18 protein-coding genes are annotated in these 19,673 nt (G+C 57.9%); 14 read left to right on the forward strand and 4 right to left on the reverse strand.

Annotated elements, in window-relative coordinates; all coding sequences use genetic code 11:
- The 8 genes from AB6Q56_RS08035 to AB6Q56_RS08070 are packed head-to-tail and all read left to right on the forward strand — an operon-like array spanning position 1 to position 9,662.
- Complete coding sequence (locus tag AB6Q56_RS08035; RefSeq protein WP_434516549.1) at positions 1-1,107, forward strand: XrtA/PEP-CTERM system-associated ATPase; 1,107 nt, start codon at positions 1-3, stop codon at positions 1,105-1,107.
- Positions 1,094-2,263 (forward strand): non-hydrolyzing UDP-N-acetylglucosamine 2-epimerase, encoded by a 1,170-nt coding sequence (wecB, locus tag AB6Q56_RS08040; protein ID WP_434516550.1) that lies wholly within the window; start codon positions 1,094-1,096, stop codon positions 2,261-2,263. The genes AB6Q56_RS08035 and wecB overlap by 14 nt, the downstream gene beginning before the upstream one ends.
- 1 nt (position 2,264) lies before the next feature.
- Positions 2,265-3,110, forward strand: coding sequence for an XrtA system polysaccharide deacetylase (locus AB6Q56_RS08045; RefSeq protein ID WP_434516551.1), 846 nt, complete (start codon positions 2,265-2,267; stop codon positions 3,108-3,110).
- Entirely contained in the window at positions 3,107-4,141 is a 1,035-nt protein-coding gene (locus AB6Q56_RS08050; protein ID WP_434516552.1) for a FemAB family XrtA/PEP-CTERM system-associated protein, read from the forward strand. The genes AB6Q56_RS08045 and AB6Q56_RS08050 overlap by 4 nt, the downstream gene beginning before the upstream one ends.
- A 2-nt stretch (positions 4,142-4,143) precedes the next feature.
- Positions 4,144-5,340, forward strand: a complete 1,197-nt coding sequence (locus tag AB6Q56_RS08055; RefSeq protein ID WP_434516553.1) for a TIGR03087 family PEP-CTERM/XrtA system glycosyltransferase — start codon at positions 4,144-4,146, stop codon at positions 5,338-5,340.
- 7 nt (positions 5,341-5,347) lie between these two features.
- Positions 5,348-6,886, forward strand: coding sequence for an exosortase A (gene xrtA, locus AB6Q56_RS08060; RefSeq protein ID WP_434516554.1), 1,539 nt, complete (start codon positions 5,348-5,350; stop codon positions 6,884-6,886).
- Between the two features lie 2 nt (positions 6,887-6,888).
- Positions 6,889-8,781, forward strand: a complete 1,893-nt coding sequence (locus AB6Q56_RS08065) for an XrtA/PEP-CTERM system amidotransferase (RefSeq protein WP_434516555.1) — start codon at positions 6,889-6,891, stop codon at positions 8,779-8,781.
- A gap of 2 nt (positions 8,782-8,783) precedes the next feature.
- Complete coding sequence (locus tag AB6Q56_RS08070; RefSeq protein ID WP_434516556.1) at positions 8,784-9,662, forward strand: glycosyltransferase; 879 nt, start codon at positions 8,784-8,786, stop codon at positions 9,660-9,662.
- A gap of 33 nt (positions 9,663-9,695) precedes the next feature.
- On the opposite strand, the gene AB6Q56_RS08075 is transcribed toward AB6Q56_RS08070, so the two are convergent.
- Entirely contained in the window at positions 9,696-12,656 is a 2,961-nt protein-coding gene (locus AB6Q56_RS08075; protein ID WP_196996160.1) for a Tn3 family transposase, read from the reverse strand.
- A gap of 4 nt (positions 12,657-12,660) precedes the next feature.
- Entirely contained in the window at positions 12,661-13,251 is a 591-nt protein-coding gene (locus tag AB6Q56_RS08080) for a recombinase family protein (RefSeq protein WP_196996159.1), read from the reverse strand.
- 191 nt (positions 13,252-13,442) lie between these two features.
- Between AB6Q56_RS08080 and AB6Q56_RS08085 the strand changes: the two genes are divergently transcribed.
- Genes AB6Q56_RS08085 through AB6Q56_RS08110 form a run of 6 tightly spaced genes read left to right on the forward strand, consistent with a single transcriptional unit; the run spans position 13,443 to position 15,490 of the window.
- On the forward strand, positions 13,443-13,820 hold the full coding sequence (locus AB6Q56_RS08085) for a type II toxin-antitoxin system RelE/ParE family toxin (RefSeq protein WP_196996158.1): 378 nt from the start codon (positions 13,443-13,445) through the stop codon (positions 13,818-13,820).
- A complete protein-coding gene (locus AB6Q56_RS08090; RefSeq protein WP_196996157.1) occupies positions 13,801-14,136 on the forward strand; it encodes a helix-turn-helix domain-containing protein in 336 nt (111 codons plus the stop codon). Before AB6Q56_RS08085 ends, AB6Q56_RS08090 begins: the two co-directional genes overlap by 20 nt.
- 14 nt (positions 14,137-14,150) lie before the next feature.
- Complete coding sequence (locus tag AB6Q56_RS08095; protein WP_196996156.1) at positions 14,151-14,510, forward strand: transposase; 360 nt, start codon at positions 14,151-14,153, stop codon at positions 14,508-14,510.
- Positions 14,507-14,902 (forward strand): hypothetical protein, encoded by a 396-nt coding sequence (locus AB6Q56_RS08100; protein ID WP_196996155.1) that lies wholly within the window; start codon positions 14,507-14,509, stop codon positions 14,900-14,902. Before AB6Q56_RS08095 ends, AB6Q56_RS08100 begins: the two co-directional genes overlap by 4 nt.
- A 23-nt stretch (positions 14,903-14,925) precedes the next feature.
- Positions 14,926-15,252 (forward strand): hypothetical protein, encoded by a 327-nt coding sequence (locus AB6Q56_RS08105; RefSeq protein ID WP_196996154.1) that lies wholly within the window; start codon positions 14,926-14,928, stop codon positions 15,250-15,252.
- 31 nt (positions 15,253-15,283) lie between these two features.
- Positions 15,284-15,490, forward strand: coding sequence for a hypothetical protein (locus AB6Q56_RS08110; RefSeq protein ID WP_434516557.1), 207 nt, complete (start codon positions 15,284-15,286; stop codon positions 15,488-15,490).
- A gap of 265 nt (positions 15,491-15,755) precedes the next feature.
- On the opposite strand, the gene AB6Q56_RS08115 is transcribed toward AB6Q56_RS08110, so the two are convergent.
- Both AB6Q56_RS08115 and AB6Q56_RS08120 read right to left on the reverse strand, forming a co-directional pair.
- Positions 15,756-18,335 (reverse strand): EAL domain-containing protein, encoded by a 2,580-nt coding sequence (locus AB6Q56_RS08115; protein ID WP_196996153.1) that lies wholly within the window; start codon positions 18,333-18,335, stop codon positions 15,756-15,758.
- 105 nt (positions 18,336-18,440) lie between these two features.
- Positions 18,441-19,649 carry a GIY-YIG nuclease family protein gene (locus tag AB6Q56_RS08120; RefSeq protein WP_231403494.1) on the reverse strand — a complete coding sequence of 403 codons (1,209 nt, stop codon included), beginning with the start codon at positions 19,647-19,649 and terminating at the stop codon, positions 18,441-18,443.
- Positions 19,650-19,673 lie beyond the last annotated feature (24 nt).

Here is a 19,673-nt window from a genome sequence, read left to right on the forward strand (position 1 = left end):
ATGTACGAAGCATTCTACGGACTGAACAGCAAACCCTTCCAGCTGAATCCGGACCCCACCTTCTACTTTGGCAGCAAGCAGCATCGCCGTGCTCAGGCTTATCTTGAGTACGGCATGCACCAAAACGAAGGGTTCATTGTAATCACTGGAGAAGTAGGTGCAGGGAAGACTACTATAGTTCGTGGATTACTCGAAAACTTAGACTCTGAGAAAGTAGTCGCAGCCCAACTGGTCAGTACCCAACTAGATGCTGACGATACATTGCGCTTGGTCGGTGCCGCATTTGGACTACGCACCAAGGATGTCGCAAAATCCGATGTCCTGATGTCGCTGGAAGCTTTCCTGATCAGCATGGCAACCAAGGGAAAGCGTTGCTTACTGGTTGTTGACGAAGCGCAGAATCTTACTGCCCGCGCGGTCGAAGAACTTCGCATGCTGTCCAATTTCCAGTACGGAAATCAGGCATTGCTGCAAAGCTTCCTAATCGGCCAGCCCGAGTTTCGTCAGATACTGCAAAGTCCGCACATGATGCAATTTCGTCAACGCGTCATCGCGGCCTGTCACATTGGCCCACTAGATGTTATTGAAACCCAGGCATACATTGAACATCGCCTCAAGCTGGCTGGTGCCAAGGAAAGTCCAAAGATCACAGCCTCGGCGTTCGAGGCAATTTTCAAAGCCAGCAGTGGCATTCCGCGCCGAATCAATTCCGTATGCGACCGCCTGTTGCTATTTGGTTTTCTCAACCAGCAAGACAGTTTCAATATCCAGGATGTAGAAGAAGTAGCTAGAGAGATTTTTGAGGAGACAATCGGCGGCGAAACCCAGATTTCTTCACAGGCCAATCTCGTCTCACTGTCTGGCACCAACGCGTCACTCATCAGCAACTCATCGCTCGGATCAGGCGTATCAGCCCCCCTTCCCCCCGAACAATTGCTCGCAGTCCTCAGTGCTGAGCACGTCGTGGAACGGCTTGCTCGCCTCGAGCAAAGTCTGCTGCAACTCGAACGAATCAACAGTGCCACCCTGAATCTAATGGAAAGGTTGCTCCATAGCGGCAACCTTTCTGCTGATAATTTGAGAGTCAAAGAAAATGTCGAAACTTGAGCAATGGCCCCAAGGCTTGGGACCCGTTATCTGTGTAGTCGGGGCCCGTCCCAATTTCATGAAAATGGCCCCAATCCTGCGAGCCTTTTCGGAGAATGTGCCCGCCATTCCAACGCTGTTGGTTCATACAGGCCAGCATTACGACAAAGACATGAACGACAAGCTTTTTGATGATCTACGACTGCCCAAGCCGGATATTAATCTGGAGGTCGGATCAGGGTCTCACGCTGTTCAAACTGCTGAAGTGATGAAGCGATTTGAACCTGTGATCGATGAAAGAAAGCCCTCGTGCATCCTTGTCGTAGGTGACGTCAATTCGACGCTCGCCTGCACCCTAGTCGCAGTGAAAAAAAACATCCCCGTCGTACACGTCGAAGCCGGACTACGCAGCTATGACCGCGGCATGCCAGAAGAAATCAACCGCGTTCTAACCGACCAGATCGCCGACCTCCTTTACACCACAGAACGTAGCGCTGAAGGCAACCTCATACGTGAGGGAATCTCTGCAGACAGGGTTCGTTTCGTCGGTAACGTCATGATTGACTCACTCTTGGAGAACAAGAAATTCGCGCGAGATCCGGCGACGACTTTGCAGGAGCACGGTATTGACCCGAAACGCATCTCGACACCTGAAGGTTATGGGCTCGTAACACTGCATCGCCCGTCCAATGTCGATCATGCAGATACCCTTTCATCGCTTCTGACCGAACTGCGAAGAATTTCCGAGAAGCTACCGCTGGTATTCGCGCTACACCCGCGCACCAAGACCAACATCGAACGTTTTGGCCTGCAGCAACTGATTGATACGCCCAGCATGATCATGCTGCCGCCACAGGGTTATCTCGAAATGCTTGGCCTGATGGCCTCCGCTCGGATTGTGCTTACAGACTCTGGCGGTCTGCAAGAAGAAACCACTGCGCTGGGAGTTCCATGCCTAACCATGCGCGAGAATACAGAACGGCCGATCACGGTTGAACAGGGCACCAATACCATGGTAGGGCGTGACATTCCGCTCATTCGTCGCATGACCGAAGAAACCCTCTCTGGAAACGGCAAGCGCGGACGCATCCCCGAACTTTGGGATGGTCGTGCGGCACAACGAATCGCAGAAGATCTAAGTAGTTGGTTAATAGTCAGATCTGTAGCAACTGCCTGATATGTCGGCCGCCCCTGTTAATGCGCTGACGGTCGACGTCGAGGATTATTTCCAGGTGTCGGCATTGGCACCTCACGTGCCCAGAAGCGAATGGAGTAGCAGGGAATGCCGCGTTGAGCAAAATATTGACCGCATTCTCGCCATGCTCGATGAGCACGCAACCAAAGCAACTTTTTTTACACTGGGATGGATTGCGGAGCGCTATCCTGGCATCGTTCGCCAGATCGTTTCCGCCGGTCATGAAATCGCCAGTCATGGTTATGGTCATGAGCGAGCCAGTGACCAAACCCCGGAGAGTTTCTACTCCGATATCCACGTCGCAAAACTTGTTCTTGAGGATTTGTCTGGCGCCGCTGTGAAGGGTTATCGCGCCCCGAGTTTCTCAATTGGGGAAAATAATCTTTGGGCATTCGAATGCCTGGAGCGTGCCGGTTACCTCTACAGCTCAAGCATCTACCCAGTCAAGCATGACCACTATGGTATGCCTGACGCGCCTCGGCATGCTCACAAAAGGGGCAGCCTGTTGGAGATCCCCCCCACCACACTAAGAATGTTTGAAAAAAACTGGCCGGCCAGCGGTGGTGGCTTCTTCCGGCTCCTGCCCTACAACATCTCTGCCTGGATGATACGGCACATAAACACCACGGAGAATCTATCTGCTGTGTTTTACTTCCACCCTTGGGAGATTGATGCCAACCAACCCCGTATCGAAGGAATCAGCGCAAAAACCAGGTTTCGTCATTACGTAAATCTGGAAAAAATGGAGGGGAAACTACGCCGCCTCTTGGCAGATTTCAAATGGGGAAGAATGGATCAAATCTATCTTGATCCAATGTCTCGCCAATGATTGTCCGGCAGCTTCATGAAGATGACGCCACCAAGGCGCGAGTTTGGGACAGCTTTGTAGAAAGCTGCCCCGATGCCACCTTCTTTCATCTGTCTGGGTGGCAGCAACTGATTTCCGGTGTTTTCCATCATCGATGCTATTTTCTATACGCGGAAAAAGAAGGCCAAATTACAGGCGTCCTTCCGCTGGCGCACGTCAATAGCAGACTGTTTGGCAATGCACTCGTTGCGCTGCCTTTTGCAGTATACGGAGGCATAGCAGCTATAGCTCCTCAAGCATCACATGCACTGGAGCAGGCGGCAATCGATCTGGGCAAGCGACTCGGTGTGGAGCACATAGAGTTTCGTAACATTCATCCCAGACATCCCGATTGGCCGACGCAAGATCTCTATGTCACGTTTGTACGGAAAATCCCGAGTGTTCTTGACGAGAAGATGCTTTGCATCCCGCAGAAGCGCCGCAATATGGTGCGAAAAGCTATCAAGCTCGGCTTGTATGCTACGCATGATGACGATGTCGATGAGTTCTTCCCCGTCTATGCTGAAAATGTTCGTGACCACGGAACTCCAGCACTACCCAAGCGCTACTTTTCTGAGCTGAAACGTGTCTTTCAGGATAAGTGCGAAATTCTGACTATCCGCACAAAGGACGGAGTACCTGTCTCGGCCATTCTTTCGTTTTATTTCCGGGATCGCGTAATGGCCTACTATGCGGGAGAAAAAATGTCCGCGCGAAATCTGGCGGCTAACGACCTCAAGTACTGGGAACTCATGAAGCGTGCGGCCGCACGCGGATGTCACATTTTCGATCTCGGACGCAGCAAGAAAGGAACAGGATCTTTCGAATTCAAAAGACTATGGGAATTCGAAGCCCAGCAACTGAATTACGAGTACGTGCTGCTGAATCGCGATGGCATTCCCCAAAACAATCCGATGAATCCTAAATATCGTCTGTTCATCGCGCTGTGGCAACGCTTGCCGATCCCTATTGCCAATGCCATTGGCCCGTATCTTGTGCGTAATCTCGGCTGAACATGGCAAATCTGCTGTACCTTGTACACCGTATTCCATATCCGCCCAACAAAGGTGACAAGCTTCGCTCTTTTCACCTTCTAAAATACCTATCCAGAGATCACAAGGTATTTTTGGGAACATTCGTCGACGATGCTGCCGATCTAAGCTATATCCCGGCCTTGCAGGAATTCTGTACAGATATCAAGGCAATTCAACTGTTTCCAGTAGCAGCCCGCCTGCGAGCACTCAATGGCTTGCTGTCTGGTGACCCTCTAACAGTCCGTTACTTTCGTGATGCCAAAATGCAACGCTGGGTATCCGAAACAATCCAGAATCACAACATTGAAGCCGCAATCGTTTTTTGTTCAGGTATGGCTCAATACGTCGAAACAAAGACACGCTTGCCAATCTTTCTGGACCTGGTCGATGTTGATTCACTCAAATGGAAAGCCTATTCAAAAACTCAGCGCGGCGTAATGAAATGGCTATTTTCCCGAGAAAGTAAGGTTCTTCTCAATTACGAACGCCGGATTTCTGCAAAATCAACTCGTACCTTTTTCGTCAGTGAAGAGGAAAAACGTGCTTTCTGCAGATTATCGCCAGAAAACGCTTTCCACGTTGATGTGATACGGAACGGTGTTGACACTGCCTATTTCAATGCAAAGCACGAACTTTCTTCTCCATACGCAGAAGATGAAATTCCGATCGTATTCACCGGCACCATGAATTATTGGATCAACGATCAGGCAGCCCAGTGGTTTATATACCAAGTTATGCCATTGTTGGTCAGTCGCCATCCGAGTATTCGCTTTTATGCGGTCGGGCGCTCCCCTTCTTCACAGCTTCAAGCCCTTGAAAGTCAGCACGTTTCGGTCACGGGTACCGTTGACGATGTCCGCCCCTATTTGAAACATGCAAGGATAATCGTTGCCCCGATCAAAACCTCTCGCGGCTTACAAAACAAAGTCCTTGAGGCCTTGGCCATGGGCAAACCCGTCGTCTTGGACAGACAATGCGATGAAGTATTCAGCGACTTTCCCGATTCCGAACTACGGCGCGCGTCAGCACCAGATGACTATGCAAAAATCATCGGCGAGTTCATTCAATCACCCGAGGTCGCTCAGGTCACTGGAGAAAACGCCAGATTGCGCATCTGTAGCAATTACAATTGGGAAAATCAAATCGGCATAATTGGACCTTACTTGCCTCCCCCTTGAGGATCCCTTGTTCACTTTTTCAACCAAACCTCGCTCCCTCAATTGGACACCTGTCATTATCACTTCCCTGCTGCTCTTTATGTGGCTCGGATACTGGTATCTGGATACCTTCAGGAGCATCATCAACCTCTGGGATACCTCTGATACTTATGCGCATGGCTATGCAGTACTTCCCATAGCATTTTGGCTGATCTGGAGTGAGCGCAAGGAGCTTTCTAAACACTCTCCCGACCCCCGCTATCTCCTGACGTTTCTCACAATTCCACTTGGTTTTCTATGGCTACTGGGTGAATTGGCAGCGGTAAACGCGGTAACCCAACCAGCGCTCGGACTGATTGTCATCGTCACCATCATTTCTCTGATTGGTCTCCCGCTTGCAAAAAGGCTCGCTTTCCCGCTGTTTTTTTTGCTATTCGCCATACCATTTGGCGAGTTCATGATGCCCAAACTCATGAATTGGACTGCCGACTTCACCGTTCTGGCCCTTCGAGTCTCGGGTATTCCTGTCTACCGAGAAGGTTTGCAGTTTGTCATTCCTTCTGGCAACTGGTCGGTCGTTGAAGCATGTAGCGGCATTCGCTACATCATCGCCTCACTTATGGTTGGAACCCTCTTCGCTTATCTTAACTTTACGAGCACCAAGCGCCGCCTTTTGTTCATGCTGGCCGCGCTTCTCGTTCCAATCGTTGCAAATTGGCTCAGAGCATACCTGATCGTCATGCTTGGTCATCTTTCCGGTAACAAATTGGCTGCCGGGGTAGACCATCTGATCTACGGTTGGGTATTTTTTGGACTGGTAATCGGTGCTCTTTTTGCCGTTTCCATGCGATGGGCAGAGGTGCGCCCCATCACAACTGAGACTGACATATCTAACGACAGCACTCCCCGCCCCCAGCAATCTTTGGTACTTGCCAAGACAGCAACACTGTTGGCAGCCTTCGTCGTTACCGGGCCGCTGATCTACCGTCAACTCACAGTTAACGCCGATACTCTCCCCACCCGCACCCTCCAATTTTCCATTTCAGAGTTTCCCGCTCACAAGGCCAAGGCCTTCGAATTCAAACCTGACTGGCAGAACCCGACAGCAGAAGGAAATGTACAAGTTGATTTTGAGGGCGTACCTCTCGGCCTGTACATTGCACAATATAAAAATCAAAGTCCGCAGCGAAAATTGATCTCCTCTACCAACATGCTGGCAACCTACCAGAATTCTGATTGGCGAATCACCTCGCAATCGCCTGGTGAAATAGCTGTGGGTAACACAACCGTTCCGGTTCAAATTGCGAACCTCACCCAACAAACCAGTGGGAATCCACTCCAGCTGATGGCTATCTATTGGTATCTGATCGGTAACGAAGCAACAGCAAGCCCAGTCAAAGGCAAACTCTTGACCGCACGCAACCAGCTTCTTGGCCAAGGCGATCACGGCGCTGTAGTGGCCCTTTATACCCCAATGGATCCAATCGCCTTGGAACGTCTCACCCGCTTTGTTGCAGCCAACGCGGAAAATATCAAAAAAATGGCAAACGCCTCAGGACAACAATAAACATGTGCGGCATTTCCGGCCTCTTCGACACACGCGGCAAGCAAGACTACTCACGCGACTTGATTTCCCGCATCAACGACATCCAATTGCATCGCGGCCCCGACGAAGCGGGTATTCATCTGGAACCCGGCCTGGCGCTTGGTCACCGCCGCTTATCGATCATAGACCTGGCAACAGGACAGCAACCTTTATTCAACGAAGACGGCAGCGTTTGCGTCGTCTTCAATGGCGAAATTTACAACTTCCAGCAGCTTGTCCCTGAGCTTGAAGCACTTGGCCATCATTTTCACACCCGAAGCGATACGGAAGTCATCGTACACGCATGGGAAAGCTGGGGCTCTGCCTGCGTTGACCGCTTTCGCGGCATGTTTGCCTTTGCACTTTGGGACAGGAATAAGGAAACGCTGTTTCTTGCCCGTGACCGCATGGGGGTCAAACCGCTACACTACGCCCTCCTCGATGACGGGACCTTCATCTTCGGATCGGAACTGAAAGTCGTCACTGCCCATCCTGCATTTCGCCGTCAAATCGACCCACTTGCAGTAGAAGAATACTTCACCCTCGGCTACGTCGCCGACCCACGCTGTATCTACTCGACGGCTAAAAAACTACCTCCCGCCCACACCCTGACCGTGCGGCGCGGAAAATCCATTCCAGCCCCTATTCCTTACTGGGACGTCCGGTTCAGCCTCGACAATCCTATTCCTGAAACGGATGCGCTGGTCCAGTTGGAACATCATCTCAAGGAATCCATCCAGCTCAGGATGATTGCCGACGTGCCGCTGGGCGCCTTCCTTTCCGGGGGGGTGGACTCCAGTACTGTGGTCGCGATGATGGCAGAAATCTCGCCCAACCCGGTTCGCACCTGCGCCATCGGATTCAAGGATCCCAAATTCAATGAATCCAGTTTTGCTGCCATGGTGGCGGAACGCTACCGCACGGCACATCATCTCGATATTGTCGACAGCGACGATTTCGACCTCATTGATCACCTAGCCTGGCTTTACGACGAACCCTACGCGGACAGCTCGGCAATTCCGACCTATCGGGTCTGCCAGTTGGCCCGGCAACATGTCACAGTTGCCCTATCCGGGGATGGCGGAGATGAAAGCTTTGGAGGCTACCGCCGATACCGTCTACACATGATGGAAGAACGCGCACGCAGTGCTTTGCCGCTTGCCGTGCGCCGACCGTTATTTGGCACCCTCGGAAGACTCTACCCTAAAGCCGATTGGGCTCCACGGCCGTTGCGAGCTAAAACCACCTTCCAGTCCCTCGCCTGCGATCCAGTGGAAGCTTACTTGCGTACGGTGTCGCTACAGCGCAGCGAACAGCGTGATCAACTCTATACAACCGAATTCAAGCAGCAACTGGCCGGCTACAACACCCTGGATTTGTTCCGCCAACAAGCGAATCAGGCTCAGACGGACGATCCGCTTGCCATCATCCAGTATCTGGACTACAAAACCTGGCTTGTTGGTGACATCAACACCAAGGTAGACCGCGCCAGCATGGCGCACTCCCTCGAAGTACGCGAACCCTTGATGGACCATGTGTTGGTCGAATGGCTGGCGACGCTCCCATCGAGCCTGAAAATCAAGGGACAAGAAGGAAAGTGGCTGCTCAAGAAAGCCATGGAACCTCATTTGCCGAATGATGTGCTGTATCGTCCCAAAATGGGATTTTCGGTTCCGCTTGCCCGATGGCTTCGCGGCCCACTCGCAGAACGGGCGCGCAATGCCATTCTGGGCCCCCGTCTCGCCGAAACTGGTTACTTCAACGCCAATACCCTCCGCTTCATGCTGGAAAAGCACCAGAGTGGCCAACGGGATTTCTCAGCCCCACTGTGGTCGCTTCTCATGTTCGATGCCTTTCTGAGCAATACCTTCGCCTGATCATGAAGCGCCGCCGAATTGTCCACGTCGTTTACAGCTTCTCCATTGGCGGTCTGGAAAACGTCGTTGTTCAACTTATCAACCGTCTCCCGGCTGACCGCTATGAGCATATCGTCCTCTCATTAACAACAATCAGCGACTTCAAGGAACGTATCGAACGCCCCGATGTGCAATTCATAGCACTGAACAAACAACCAGGGCACGCCATTCCGCTGTACCCAAAGATCTACCGATTGCTCAGGCAACTGAAACCTGACGTCCTTCATACCTGTAACCTTGCTGCGCTTGAACTCGTTCCACTCGGCTGGCTTGCCCGTATTCCGTCGCGCATCCACGCCGAACATGGCTGGGATGCGCATGATCCGAACGGCACGAATCCGCGCTACATCAAGGTCCGAAAACTCTACAAGCCTTTCGTCAGCCATTACATCGCAGTTTCCGAGGACCTCAACGACTATCTGGAGCGCGCCATCGGCATCCCTGCCAAGCACCGCTCGTTGATTGCGAATGGCGTCGATACCGATCTCTTCCAACCGGCTGAATGTCCCCCACCTGCTGCTCCCTGGTGCCCTTTTCAACCCGGCAAACACTGGCTGCTCGGTACCGTCGGGCGCATGCAGACCGTCAAGAATCAACCCTCTCTCGCCCGTGCCTTCGTTCGGCTGCGTCACGAACACCCTGAAGCCATCGACCGCTTGCGCCTAGTCCTCATCGGCGAAGGCCCCCTGCGAGGCGAAGTCGAACGCATCCTGCGCGAAGGCAATGCCCTTGACGCTGCGTGGCTCCCCGGCCCGCGTGACGACATTCCCGACCTCCTGCGCCAACTCGATTGTTTTGTCCTGCCATCACAAGCAGAAGGTACTTCCTGCACCTTGGGGTAGAACAAGCAGTCGTGTCATCAACCGCCATCTCGATCACGGCAGATCAAGCCGGGTATTCATGTCCAGGTCGAACCGCCCATATGGGTTGACGTGTTCCCATATCAGCGGCGTCAGGGCGGCGTAGTCGCGCGGCGTGAACCTGCCTTGCCAGTGCGGCAGGGCCAAGACCTTCTGGATCATCAGCGTGTTGATATAGACCATGCAGTTCTGGATCAGGTGCAGCGCGAGCATGCTGACTTCGTGATCCTCGCGGCGGTTGCTCGCCATCTCGCCACGGCGGGCGAAGAATACGAAGTCTGTCGCGCCGTTCCACTGCTCGACCACGTTCAGCCCCTCGTTGATTTCCCGGCGCAGCGCCTCGTCGTGCAGGTAGCGGCACAGGAAAATGGTCTTGATCGCTTTACCCAACTCAGCGAACGCCTTGTAGGTCGGATGCTGTACGTTCTTCTTGGTGAAGCGTCGTAGAATGGCTTCGGTTTCCGCCGTCCCTAGGCGTAGCGCGGTGGCGTACTTGACCATCTGGTCGTACTGTTGCCGCACCGAGTCCCAGTCGATGGGCTTGGTCAGAATCTGTTGCAGGTTGGCGTAGGCATCGGCCTTGCCGGTTTCCGGCCGGTACAGCTTCTGTGAGTGGATCGCCTTCAACCGGGGCAGCAACTGGAAGCCGAGCAGTCGGCAGAAGGCGAACGCGACCGTGCTCTGGCCGTGCGAATCGACATACTGCCGATCCACCTCCATCTCGGTGCAATGGTGGATCACGCCCTCGATCATTGACGCCACTTCCGACGACGACGGCGACTTGAGCTGCGAATGGATGCACAGCGAGCTGCGCTCGACGTGCCAGTAGATCATGATACCGCGCCCGCCGTAGCGGACGTGCCATTGCGTGGTGAGGTTCTGATCCCATGCGCCGAAGTGTTTGGAGTCCGACGCGCAGGCGGTGGTGCCGCTACCCCAGATCACTGGGTTGCGGGCATGCAGTGTGCCGTCTGCGACGATGGCAATCGCGCGACGCATCGCGTCCACGCTGATGTAACGGCGGCGCACATAAGCCAAGTCGCGTGCCGTGGTGCCGGAATCCAGTCCGGCCATGCGCTGCAAGCCGGCATTGGTGCCCAGGCCGTGCAGACACAGCAGCAGGCGCGGCTGCAACACCGAGCGATCCATCGTCTCGTAGGAGGTCGGGCTTTTCAGGGCATCGGTGAAGCTCAGCCGTAGATCGGTTTCCTTGACCATATCGAGCAGGCTGGTCATCGGCCAGATGGCGTTGAGTTCGGCCTTGAGCGCAGTCAGATTGGGCGGATCGGGTTGCGCATCAAGTGGCGTCAGCGTGATCCAGCCACCGCCCTTGCTGCTCAGCCGGACGAATGGGTTCTTCTTCAAGCCGGCGTCGAAGGTGGACAGCGCCTCGCGCATCTCGGCTTGCAAGTCGGCGATGAAACGCTCCGCATCGAGCGGCAGACTCAGCGCCCGGTAGTAGTCCTCGCGGTTTTGCTCGAAGTTGGTCGGCAGATCGTCGTCGGGGTTGCGGTAGCGGTTTGCGCCGACCACCCAGATTTCCTTGCAGCGCAGCCGCTCGCGCAGCGCTTCCAGCACCGCGATTTCATAGGTGACGCGGTTGACGCGATCCCGGCCGGCGGCGTCCTTCTCCATCACGGCTTCGCGCCATAGGCCGCGTACCACGCCATCGAGCGGCACATCCACGTCAGCCGGGAAAACGTGCACCTTGGTGTCGGCAAAGCGCTTCACCAAGTCGAGTGCATCCATCACCGGGCGGTGGCGGTCGTTGTTGGAACGGAATTCCAGCGCGGCCAGCAAGGTCGGCACCATGCGCCGGTAGTGCCCCTGGTACGAATTGCGGATCACCGTGCGCAGCGTGATGCGATAGGTCGGGCCGGTGGCCTTCCACTCCTTGACCAGATCGCGCAGCGTCTGCTCGCCGACCACCGGAAACACCACGTCGCGCACCACGCCATCCGGCTGGGCCAACGTAGCGTCGGCCAGGTTGAACAGCAGGTTCTGCTTGCCGGACACGCGCTTGAGATCTTCCAGCAGTTCGCGCTCGACCTTGCGCTCGGCACGCGCGCCGATCTGGTGGATGGTTTCGATCAACAAGTCCACCAGGTCATCGGTCAGGCTGCGGGCGCGCAGGTAGACGAAAGCGGCCAGCCAAGTGAGGCGCGCGGCATCGGGATGCCGGCGCAGATCGCGGGGAACCTCGACCGACACACGCTGGCGACAGCGCTCCAGATCGCGCGGCGAAGCTTGGTCGAATAGATCGGCGGGAAGGTCGATGCCCCGGATCAGTTCCAGCTTCGCCAACTCGTCCTGCATGCTGGCAAGACTTGGGCGGCCGGGACTGCCGCGCAGTTTCAGCAGAACGGCCGGCGCGCTGCCTGCGGCTTCGCCTTGAGCATCTTCAACGGCGCTCTCCCCGTGGCCCGATTTTTCGGGGCGCAGCAAGGCATCCAGGCGTTCGCGGGTTGCGGGCGGCAGCCGCTCATGGACTCCGTTATGAAAGCGGTCTTCGTGGGCACGCAACGCGCTACGCGCGATGCGCTCCATCCGGTCTGGTGTCGGAGGTTCAATGGCGAGTTCGCGGCAACGTCCTTCCAGCCGTTCGATCATCGGCTCGATGTCACCGCCGACTTCTCCGGCAACATGATCGCGCAGCCACTCCGTCAGCAGCTCAGCGTCGGCCACCGTCGCTTCGCGGAAGCCGAAACGCGCACGGATTTCGCCGCGCAACCGCTCGGCAGTGCGGCCCGTGAGGAAGGCTTCGCCGTCAATGGGCGCGGGTGCGTCTAATTGTTTGGCGAGCGCGGCTATGCCCTGTGCCTCGACTTCGGTTTCGTCGCGCGGGAAACGGCCGCGCTCGCGGAAGAAGGTCAGCAGGATGGCAAAGCCCAGCCGGGTCGCTCGGTTCTTGGTCATCACCAGCTCGCGTTCGGCCGGTGCCAACAGCCACTGATCTTCCGCGTTGCCGTCCGCCATGCCCCTACGCTCCTGGTTGCGATGGTGCGGGCCAGCCGACCCGCGCCAGCGTTTCGATCAAGGTGGTGCGCTTGACATTGAAGTTACGGCACACCGCCGCCTTGGACATGCCGCCATCGAGCGCGGCAATGATGGCGTCCAGTTTCTCGCCAACGATGGCAGGTGGTCGGCCGCCGATCCGACCGCGTTTGCGCGCGGCGGTCAGCCCCGCGACGACGCGCTCCTGGATCAAGGCGCGCTCATATTGCGCGAGTGCGCCGAACACCTGAAATAGGAACTCGCCCGATGGCGTCGTGGTGTCCAGGTTCTCCGTCAGCGAGCGGAACGCCACCCGCTTATCCTTGAGTGAGGTCACGATGCCAAGCAGATGCGACAGCGAGCGGCCGAGCCGGTCGAGCTTCCACACGACCAGCACGTCACTGGGCCGGACGAATTCCAGCGCCTGCGCCAGGCCGGCGCGGTCATCCTTCGCGCCTGAGGCGTGATCCTCGAACAGGTGACGCGGATCGATGCCGGCGGCGAGCAGTGCATCGCGCTGCAAGTTCGTGCTCTGTCGGTCGGTGTCAGACGACACGCGCATGTAGCCAATCAACATAGGCGGATAACCATCAGAAATAGGTTTCCGTATGGTAGCGCGTGGCGACAGAGTTTTCCGCACAATTTTGAGGCCATCCATGGGTTGGTGCACATGACTTTTGCGGAGGTGTCGTAAAACAAGTGTTTCACGACATGCCCCTTGAACCTGCCGTACTTGTGAAATTACCTGAACAGGTATAAGATGCCATCATGACCGACAAAGAAAAACCGCTCGAATGGATCGCGAGCAGCTACAAGGATCTGATGGCGTTGCCGCCGGACGTGCGTCGGCGTTTCGGTTACGCGCTGTCGCTGGCGCAGATGGGCGACCAGGACGACGCGGCCAAGGTGCTCAAGGGCTTTGGCGGTGCCGGTGTGCTGGAAGTCATCGAAGACGATGCCGGTGGCACGTATCGGGCGGTCTACACGGTGAAGTTTGCGGAAGCGGTGTTCGTCCTGCACTGCTTCCAGAAGAAGAGCAAGAGCGGGATCGCCACGCCAAAGGTGGACATGGACATCATCCGCGCTCGGCTGAAGGTGGCCGAAGCATTGGCACAGGAGCTACGAAATGCAAAAACGAATCATTGAAGGCGTCGAGGTTCAACGCAGCTCGGGCAACGTCTTTGCCGACCTTGGACTGCCCGATGCCGAGAAACTGAAAATCAAAACCGGCCTGGTAGTCGAGATCAGGAAAGCGATGCGTGCGCTTGGCTTGACACAACAAGCCGCGGCCAAGCGCATGGGCATCCCGCAACCGAAGGTGTCGGGCATGATGCACGGCGATTTCACCAACCTGTCCGAGCGCAAGCTGATGGACTGCCTGAATCGCCTCGGTTACGACATCGAAATCAAGGTGCGCCCGGCATCCGAGCCGGTCGGGCACCTGACGCTCGCCACCGCCTGACCAGGAACGTCACGATGGCCGCGCGCATTACCGACGAAGAATGGGACAAGCTGTCTCCGGAGAATTTCGAGACGCATTCGCTGTTGCGTGCGGTCGATGCCATGGACGAGCTGCGCGACGATCTCAACGATGGCGAAGACGCCGCCCCGCCGCAGCTTCGCACCGACCTGCTGAAGTTGCACCAACTGGCGATGGCCGTCATCAACGAGGGATCGCGCAGCCAGGTTGCCGACCTGTTCGAGCTGGCCGGTGATCTGGACGAGCAGGTTTCCTACATGATGACCAAGCTGGAAGAGATACAGGACACGCTGTCGCGGTTGACGGCGCTGTACCCGGACAGCCTGTACTACGGCGGATTGGACGGTGCCGAATGATCGGCTGGTGGATCGTCATATCGACGCAAAGCCCTGAGGAACGCGACCGCGCCGACCAGGAGGCCCGCCGTGCGGCCATCCTGGCGCAGTGGGAGACAGGCGCGGACGGCATCCGCTGGATTGAGCGCCTGACGGAAGCGGGCACGGTTGCCAAGCTCGCCGGAGGCGGCTACCCAAACCGCTACACCGCTCGCGCTGCCGACGTGCTGCCGCTGATTGAGGGCGGCGGCATCCAGCCGTCCAAGGATGGCGTCTGGATTTTCGGTATCGACGAAAGCGAGGAATACGCCCAGCCGCCCGGCTGGATGGGAAAGGTCGAAGTGCATGCCGACCGTGTGGCCGCCTGTCCTGCCGATCTGGTCTTGACCATCGACGCCTGGGATCAGTCCTGAATGTTCTGGGAGACAGACACGTTATGAGTCGCAGCCGCCGCAAGACACCCATCGTTGGGCACACGACGTGCCGCAGCGAGCGCGAGGACAAGAAGCTCTGGCATCAGCGCTGGCGAACTCGCGAACGCACGGCGCTGGCCAGTGCATCGCCGGATGCGCTGAGCGCCCACCTGCCCTTGCTGGAAAACCAGGTCAGCAGCGTCTGGTCGATGGGCAAGGACGGCCGCTCCTACTGGCCCGTCAAGCGCCAGGCCGCCACGGCGGATCGCATCGCCAACCACAAGGGACGCAACCCGCAAGAGCGCGCCGCCCTGAAACAGCGCCTGCTGCGCAAGTGGATGAGCAAATGAGCGTGTCCAGCATCGAGACGCTGGCCAGCGCTTGGGCGCGGATCGCCGAGGAAGTGGAGTTCCCGAAGCCACCGCCTCACCAGAAGCGCACAGTGCCAGCGAGGCGATCCAGGAACGGATTCGGGAGCACATCGTCGCCACCGACGACATGCGCCTGTTTGGTCTGCTGCACCTGTTGGGCCAAGCGTCGCTGCGCATGGAACAAACGCTGTGGCCGGAGGAATACGAGAGTGCATGACCCGTGAGGTCGAGGAAGCCCTGCGGGAGGCCGACGACCCCAACGCCAGGCGCATACCCATGAAGAAGTCATGCAGGCGATGCAGGAGCGTATCGACCGGGTGCGAAACAAACCATGTTGATCGCTTGACGGAAATTTCTGGGGTTCCGGCTTGCAACCCCATGTGGTATGCGGCACGGTAGGGTCATGGCAAGGTGAATGCCGGCACCCCTTACAAGGGGAAGGCCACATGAAATGCCTTCCACATGATCGATAATGGCAGTGATCAACGTTTCGTCAACCAGCTTTCCTCGAAACGATCTGCTGGCTTGGGTCTTCCGAAATGAAATCCTTGCGCCAGATGGCATCCCATGGCCAGCAAAGCCGTCGCCTGATCGGCATGCTCGATGCCTTCGGCCAGGGTTTCCAGTTCCATGCCGCGGCCCATCGCGATGATCGTGCCGACGATGGAGCGATCGTTTCGGTCGCTCAACATGTCGCGCACGAAAGAGATATCGATCTTGAGCCGGCTCACCGGGAATCGCTTGAGATAGGACAGCGAGGAATAGCCGGTTCCGAAATCGTCGATCGATAACGAGAACCCGGCGGCCGCCAGGGCCTGCGTGATCTCCACGGCCCGGTCCGGGTCGCGCATCATGCCGCTCTCGGTCAGTTCGAGCTCGATGCGGGCGGGAGCGGCGCCGTTCTCTCGTGCAATCCGTATGGCGGTGTCCACGAAACCGTCGTCCTCTAATTGTCTGGCCGAGACATTGACGGCGACTCTCCCGGGCATCGGGCGGCCGTCCGTTTCCCATTGGCGCACCTGCCCGCAGGCCGCGGCGAGCGCCCATTCTCCCAGGGAAACGATCAGGCCGCGCTCCTCAGCGATGGGGATGAAGTCGGCGGGACTGACGGAACCCCATTCGGGATCCGTCCAGCGCATCAAGGCTTCGGCGCCGATCAGCGCGCCGCTCGCCAGATTCACCTGCGGCTGATAATGGAGCTGCAATTGTCCATTGATAAGCGCCTTTTCGAGCCGCTTGGCGATGCCCAGGCGGCGCGCCAGTTCCTCGCCCATTTCGGCGCGGTAAAAGCGGTAGCCACCGCCCGCGCCCTTGGCGCGATACATGGCGATGTCGGCATGCTTGAGCAGTGCCTCGGTAGATGTCCCGTCTTCCGGGAAAATGGCGATACCGATGCTCGTCGAGACGCTGAAGCCCTGGTCGCCCACGGCTATCGGGGTCGCCAATGCCTCGGCGATCCGCTCCGCGATGCGCACGGCCGCCTTGCCGGAATCCGACGCAATGATGACGAACTCGTCGCCGGATAACCGCGCGAGCGTCTCCTCTTCGCGCAGGGCCTCCCGGAAGCGCCGCGCCACCTCCACGAGCACGCGGTCGCCCGCATCGTGGCCGAGCGTGTCGTTGATGTCCTTGAACCGGTCCAGATCGAGGAAGAGCAGGGCCAGCCGCTGGCCGCGTCGCTCGGCGGCCGCCAGTTCGTGGCGCAATCGATCCATGAACAGGGCGCGGTTGGGCAACACGGTCAAGGGATCATAGAACGCCAGAGTTTCGATCCGCGTTTCGGCCGCCTTGCGGTCGGTGATGTCCTGCACGGTGCCCACGGCCTTGATCGGCCGATGTTCGCCATCGAACTCGATCTCCGCCCGTTCTTCCACCCAGCGCGCTTCCCCATCCGCGACGATGCGGTGTTGCAGGTGGTAGGGCGCGCCCGCGAGCGCCGCCTGCCAGGCCGCGTCGACCATCTCCCGATCCTCCGGATGGACGCAGGCGAGGAAGGTCCCATAACGGATGGCTGCCTTCCGATCGACGCCGAAAATCCTGTAGACCTCCGGCGACCAGGCCAGCGTCCCGGCCAGGAAATCGAGCCGCCAGCTGCCGATGCGCGCCACTTCCTGGGCGCGCAGCAATGTGGTTTCGCTCTCCCGCAATGCGTCCTGGAGGCGGGCCTGTTCGGTCATGTCTTCCACGATGACCAGCAGACGAGCTTCTTCTTCTTCTTCTTCTTCTTCCGCAAGGCGGATGCCAGTCAGGGTTGCGCGCACGGGGATCGCCGGGCCATCCGGCGCGCGCGCCATTTCGAAAAACAGGTCACGCTTGACGATGCCGGTTTCCCGAACCTCGTGCAAATGGTGATCGAGACCTTCCGCCCGGATCAGCATCGCCAGCGGTTGGCCGTGCGCATCCATCTCGCTCAACTCGAAGCGCCGGGCAAAGGCGCGGTTGATCGAGATGACCGTGAGGTCGGCCGTCAGCACGGCTAGTCCGTCGGGAATCGCCGAGAACACCAGTTCCGCGTATTCCCGCAGGGACAGGATCGCCTGCCGGTCTGCATGGACATAGGTGTCCATCGCCAGTCCCATGTCGAACAGGACGATCTTGAGCAGGGACTGGAGTGTCGCGATGGCTAGGTCGGGATCGTCGCCGAGGCGTTGCCACAGGTCGGGCAGCGCATCGGCGAGATACTTGGCGTACGCCCCGAGATACCATTGCGTCTCCAGGCCGATGCGCTGATGCGCAAGGCCCACGCGCAGGCGATGGCGCACGTAGTCGGCGTCATAGGTCCCGGCCGTGAGGGTATCGAAGTACTGCGCCTGGGTGGTTCTGAGACGATCGAGCGACGCCTCGTCCGGAATGAACCGCCGCGTTTCCTCGAAGCGCAGCAGATGATCGTAGAAACGCCGCGCGAAATCCTGCTCCGTGCCGGAAAGCAGCCCGTGCAGGCGTTTGAGCCGGGCGGCATCCTCGTCCGTGAATTCAAGGAAGATTTTGCGCGCGGCGATGCCGGCCTCGGTCAGACCGAGCGCGGCCATCATCGCCTGGGCCATCTCGTCGGCCGGCTTCATCGCACCCGCTCGCGCAGCCATCCATTCCGGCGACACGAAATGGCCGTCAGGCTTGCTTGCTTGCTTGCTTGCGCAAGGCGCTTTCCAATTCACGGTTCTTGTTGTTCATGGACTCATCCGGTTGCACGGCGGCGGGACGCCGAAGGTCTCGCGGTACGCGAGATACAGCCGCCGTTCGAGGCCGCGCCAGTTTTCCTCGACGATCCGGAACCTCACCTTCGCCCTCCCTTCCGCCAGATGGCGGTGAAGCATCATGTTACCACTGCTGCCCCGCAGGTGATCAGCCAGGCGCTTGCGCAAGCCCTGTGTCGAGCCGATATACACCACCGGCAGTCGCTCGACCGCGTCGGCGGGACATCGGTTCTCGACGGCGACCGGCGCGCGAATCTCGTAGACACCTGCCCGGCATGGCACATGCACCGCGAGCACCGACGGCGTCAGGGGCAGCAACGCGGAAAATCCCTCCGTTGCCATCCGGTAGTCCGCAAGCGCCGCGCGACGGCGGCAGTCGGGAAGCGCGAGCTGGTGACGGATGGCGGCGATCGATCGCCGCGAAAGGCGGGTTCCGTGTTGTTGCTCCAGAAGCGCGGCAAGCTGTGCGTCGGACCATGGGCGCGCAATCTCACCTGCAAGAAGCAGTTGTTTCTCGCTTTTTACCAACAAATCAAGTCGATGACAATGCAGTTGCCGTTCGCTGGGGAATAGTCTGGACAGGGGCAATGTCTTGCCGTCCGGCATCGTGATGGCAAGGCCGCGCACGAGCCGGGAAATGCGGCCTGCATCTGCCACCATGGGCAACTCCACTCGTTCGCCAATGCGTCTCGACAGGTGCACCTGCGGCAAGGGGGCGAGCGCGAGCGGATCGCCCGTGGCGAGAAAGTCGCGCTGTGCGTCCAGCAACGAATTCATCAGTGCATGGGTGAGTCGGTTGCGGCTATTGACGAGGCGCAGACGATGGAGCAGCGCGATCTGGTCGCCGGCGATGGCGCCGGATGCGCGCATATCCCCGATCGCTGTCTCGTCGAACCGATATTCGCGTCCGAGAACCTCATGCCGATACATGAAGACGAGCCCGCCTTCGTGACGAACGACCCTGCCGAGGGTGGCGGGGGCGGAATGACGCGTGGCGAGGTCCGCATCGAAAATCGCACCCGGAATCGAGGCAGGCTTCACCCAGCTTGCGCCGCGGAACGGGAGCGAGGCTTCGATGCGCCCGACTGAGCGTTCGTAGGCGCCCAGCGGCTGTTCCAGGCATCGGGCCAGAACGATCTTGCCGAGTGTGCTGGCGTCCAGACCATTGCTGTTTTTCTTCAAGGGCAGTACTTACGGAAATCAAGG

Origin of the sequence: Dechloromonas sp. ARDL1 (assembly GCF_051122455.1) — a bacterium.
In the GTDB taxonomy this organism is placed as follows: domain Bacteria; phylum Pseudomonadota; class Gammaproteobacteria; order Burkholderiales; family Rhodocyclaceae; genus Azonexus.

Coding starts and splice junctions, on each gene's coding strand:
- AB6Q56_RS08100 (WP_196996155.1), top strand. CDS start 14,507: ATGATCGGCTGGTGGATCGTCATATCGACGCAAAGCCCTGAGGAACGC.
- AB6Q56_RS08050 (WP_434516552.1), top strand. CDS start 3,107: ATGATTGTCCGGCAGCTTCATGAAGATGACGCCACCAAGGCGCGAGTT.
- AB6Q56_RS08095 (WP_196996156.1), top strand. CDS start 14,151: ATGGCCGCGCGCATTACCGACGAAGAATGGGACAAGCTGTCTCCGGAG.
- AB6Q56_RS08105 (WP_196996154.1), top strand. CDS start 14,926: ATGAGTCGCAGCCGCCGCAAGACACCCATCGTTGGGCACACGACGTGC.
- AB6Q56_RS08035 (WP_434516549.1), top strand. CDS start 1: ATGTACGAAGCATTCTACGGACTGAACAGCAAACCCTTCCAGCTGAAT.
- AB6Q56_RS08055 (WP_434516553.1), top strand. CDS start 4,144: ATGGCAAATCTGCTGTACCTTGTACACCGTATTCCATATCCGCCCAAC.
- AB6Q56_RS08080 (WP_196996159.1), bottom strand. CDS start 13,251: ATGTTGATTGGCTACATGCGCGTGTCGTCTGACACCGACCGACAGAGC.
- AB6Q56_RS08090 (WP_196996157.1), top strand. CDS start 13,801: ATGCAAAAACGAATCATTGAAGGCGTCGAGGTTCAACGCAGCTCGGGC.
- AB6Q56_RS08065 (WP_434516555.1), top strand. CDS start 6,889: ATGTGCGGCATTTCCGGCCTCTTCGACACACGCGGCAAGCAAGACTAC.
- AB6Q56_RS08085 (WP_196996158.1), top strand. CDS start 13,443: ATGACCGACAAAGAAAAACCGCTCGAATGGATCGCGAGCAGCTACAAG.
- AB6Q56_RS08070 (WP_434516556.1), top strand. CDS start 8,784: ATGAAGCGCCGCCGAATTGTCCACGTCGTTTACAGCTTCTCCATTGGC.
- AB6Q56_RS08045 (WP_434516551.1), top strand. CDS start 2,265: ATGTCGGCCGCCCCTGTTAATGCGCTGACGGTCGACGTCGAGGATTAT.
- AB6Q56_RS08075 (WP_196996160.1), bottom strand. CDS start 12,656: ATGGCGGACGGCAACGCGGAAGATCAGTGGCTGTTGGCACCGGCCGAA.
- AB6Q56_RS08115 (WP_196996153.1), bottom strand. CDS start 18,335: ATGAAGCCGGCCGACGAGATGGCCCAGGCGATGATGGCCGCGCTCGGT.
- wecB (WP_434516550.1), top strand. CDS start 1,094: ATGTCGAAACTTGAGCAATGGCCCCAAGGCTTGGGACCCGTTATCTGT.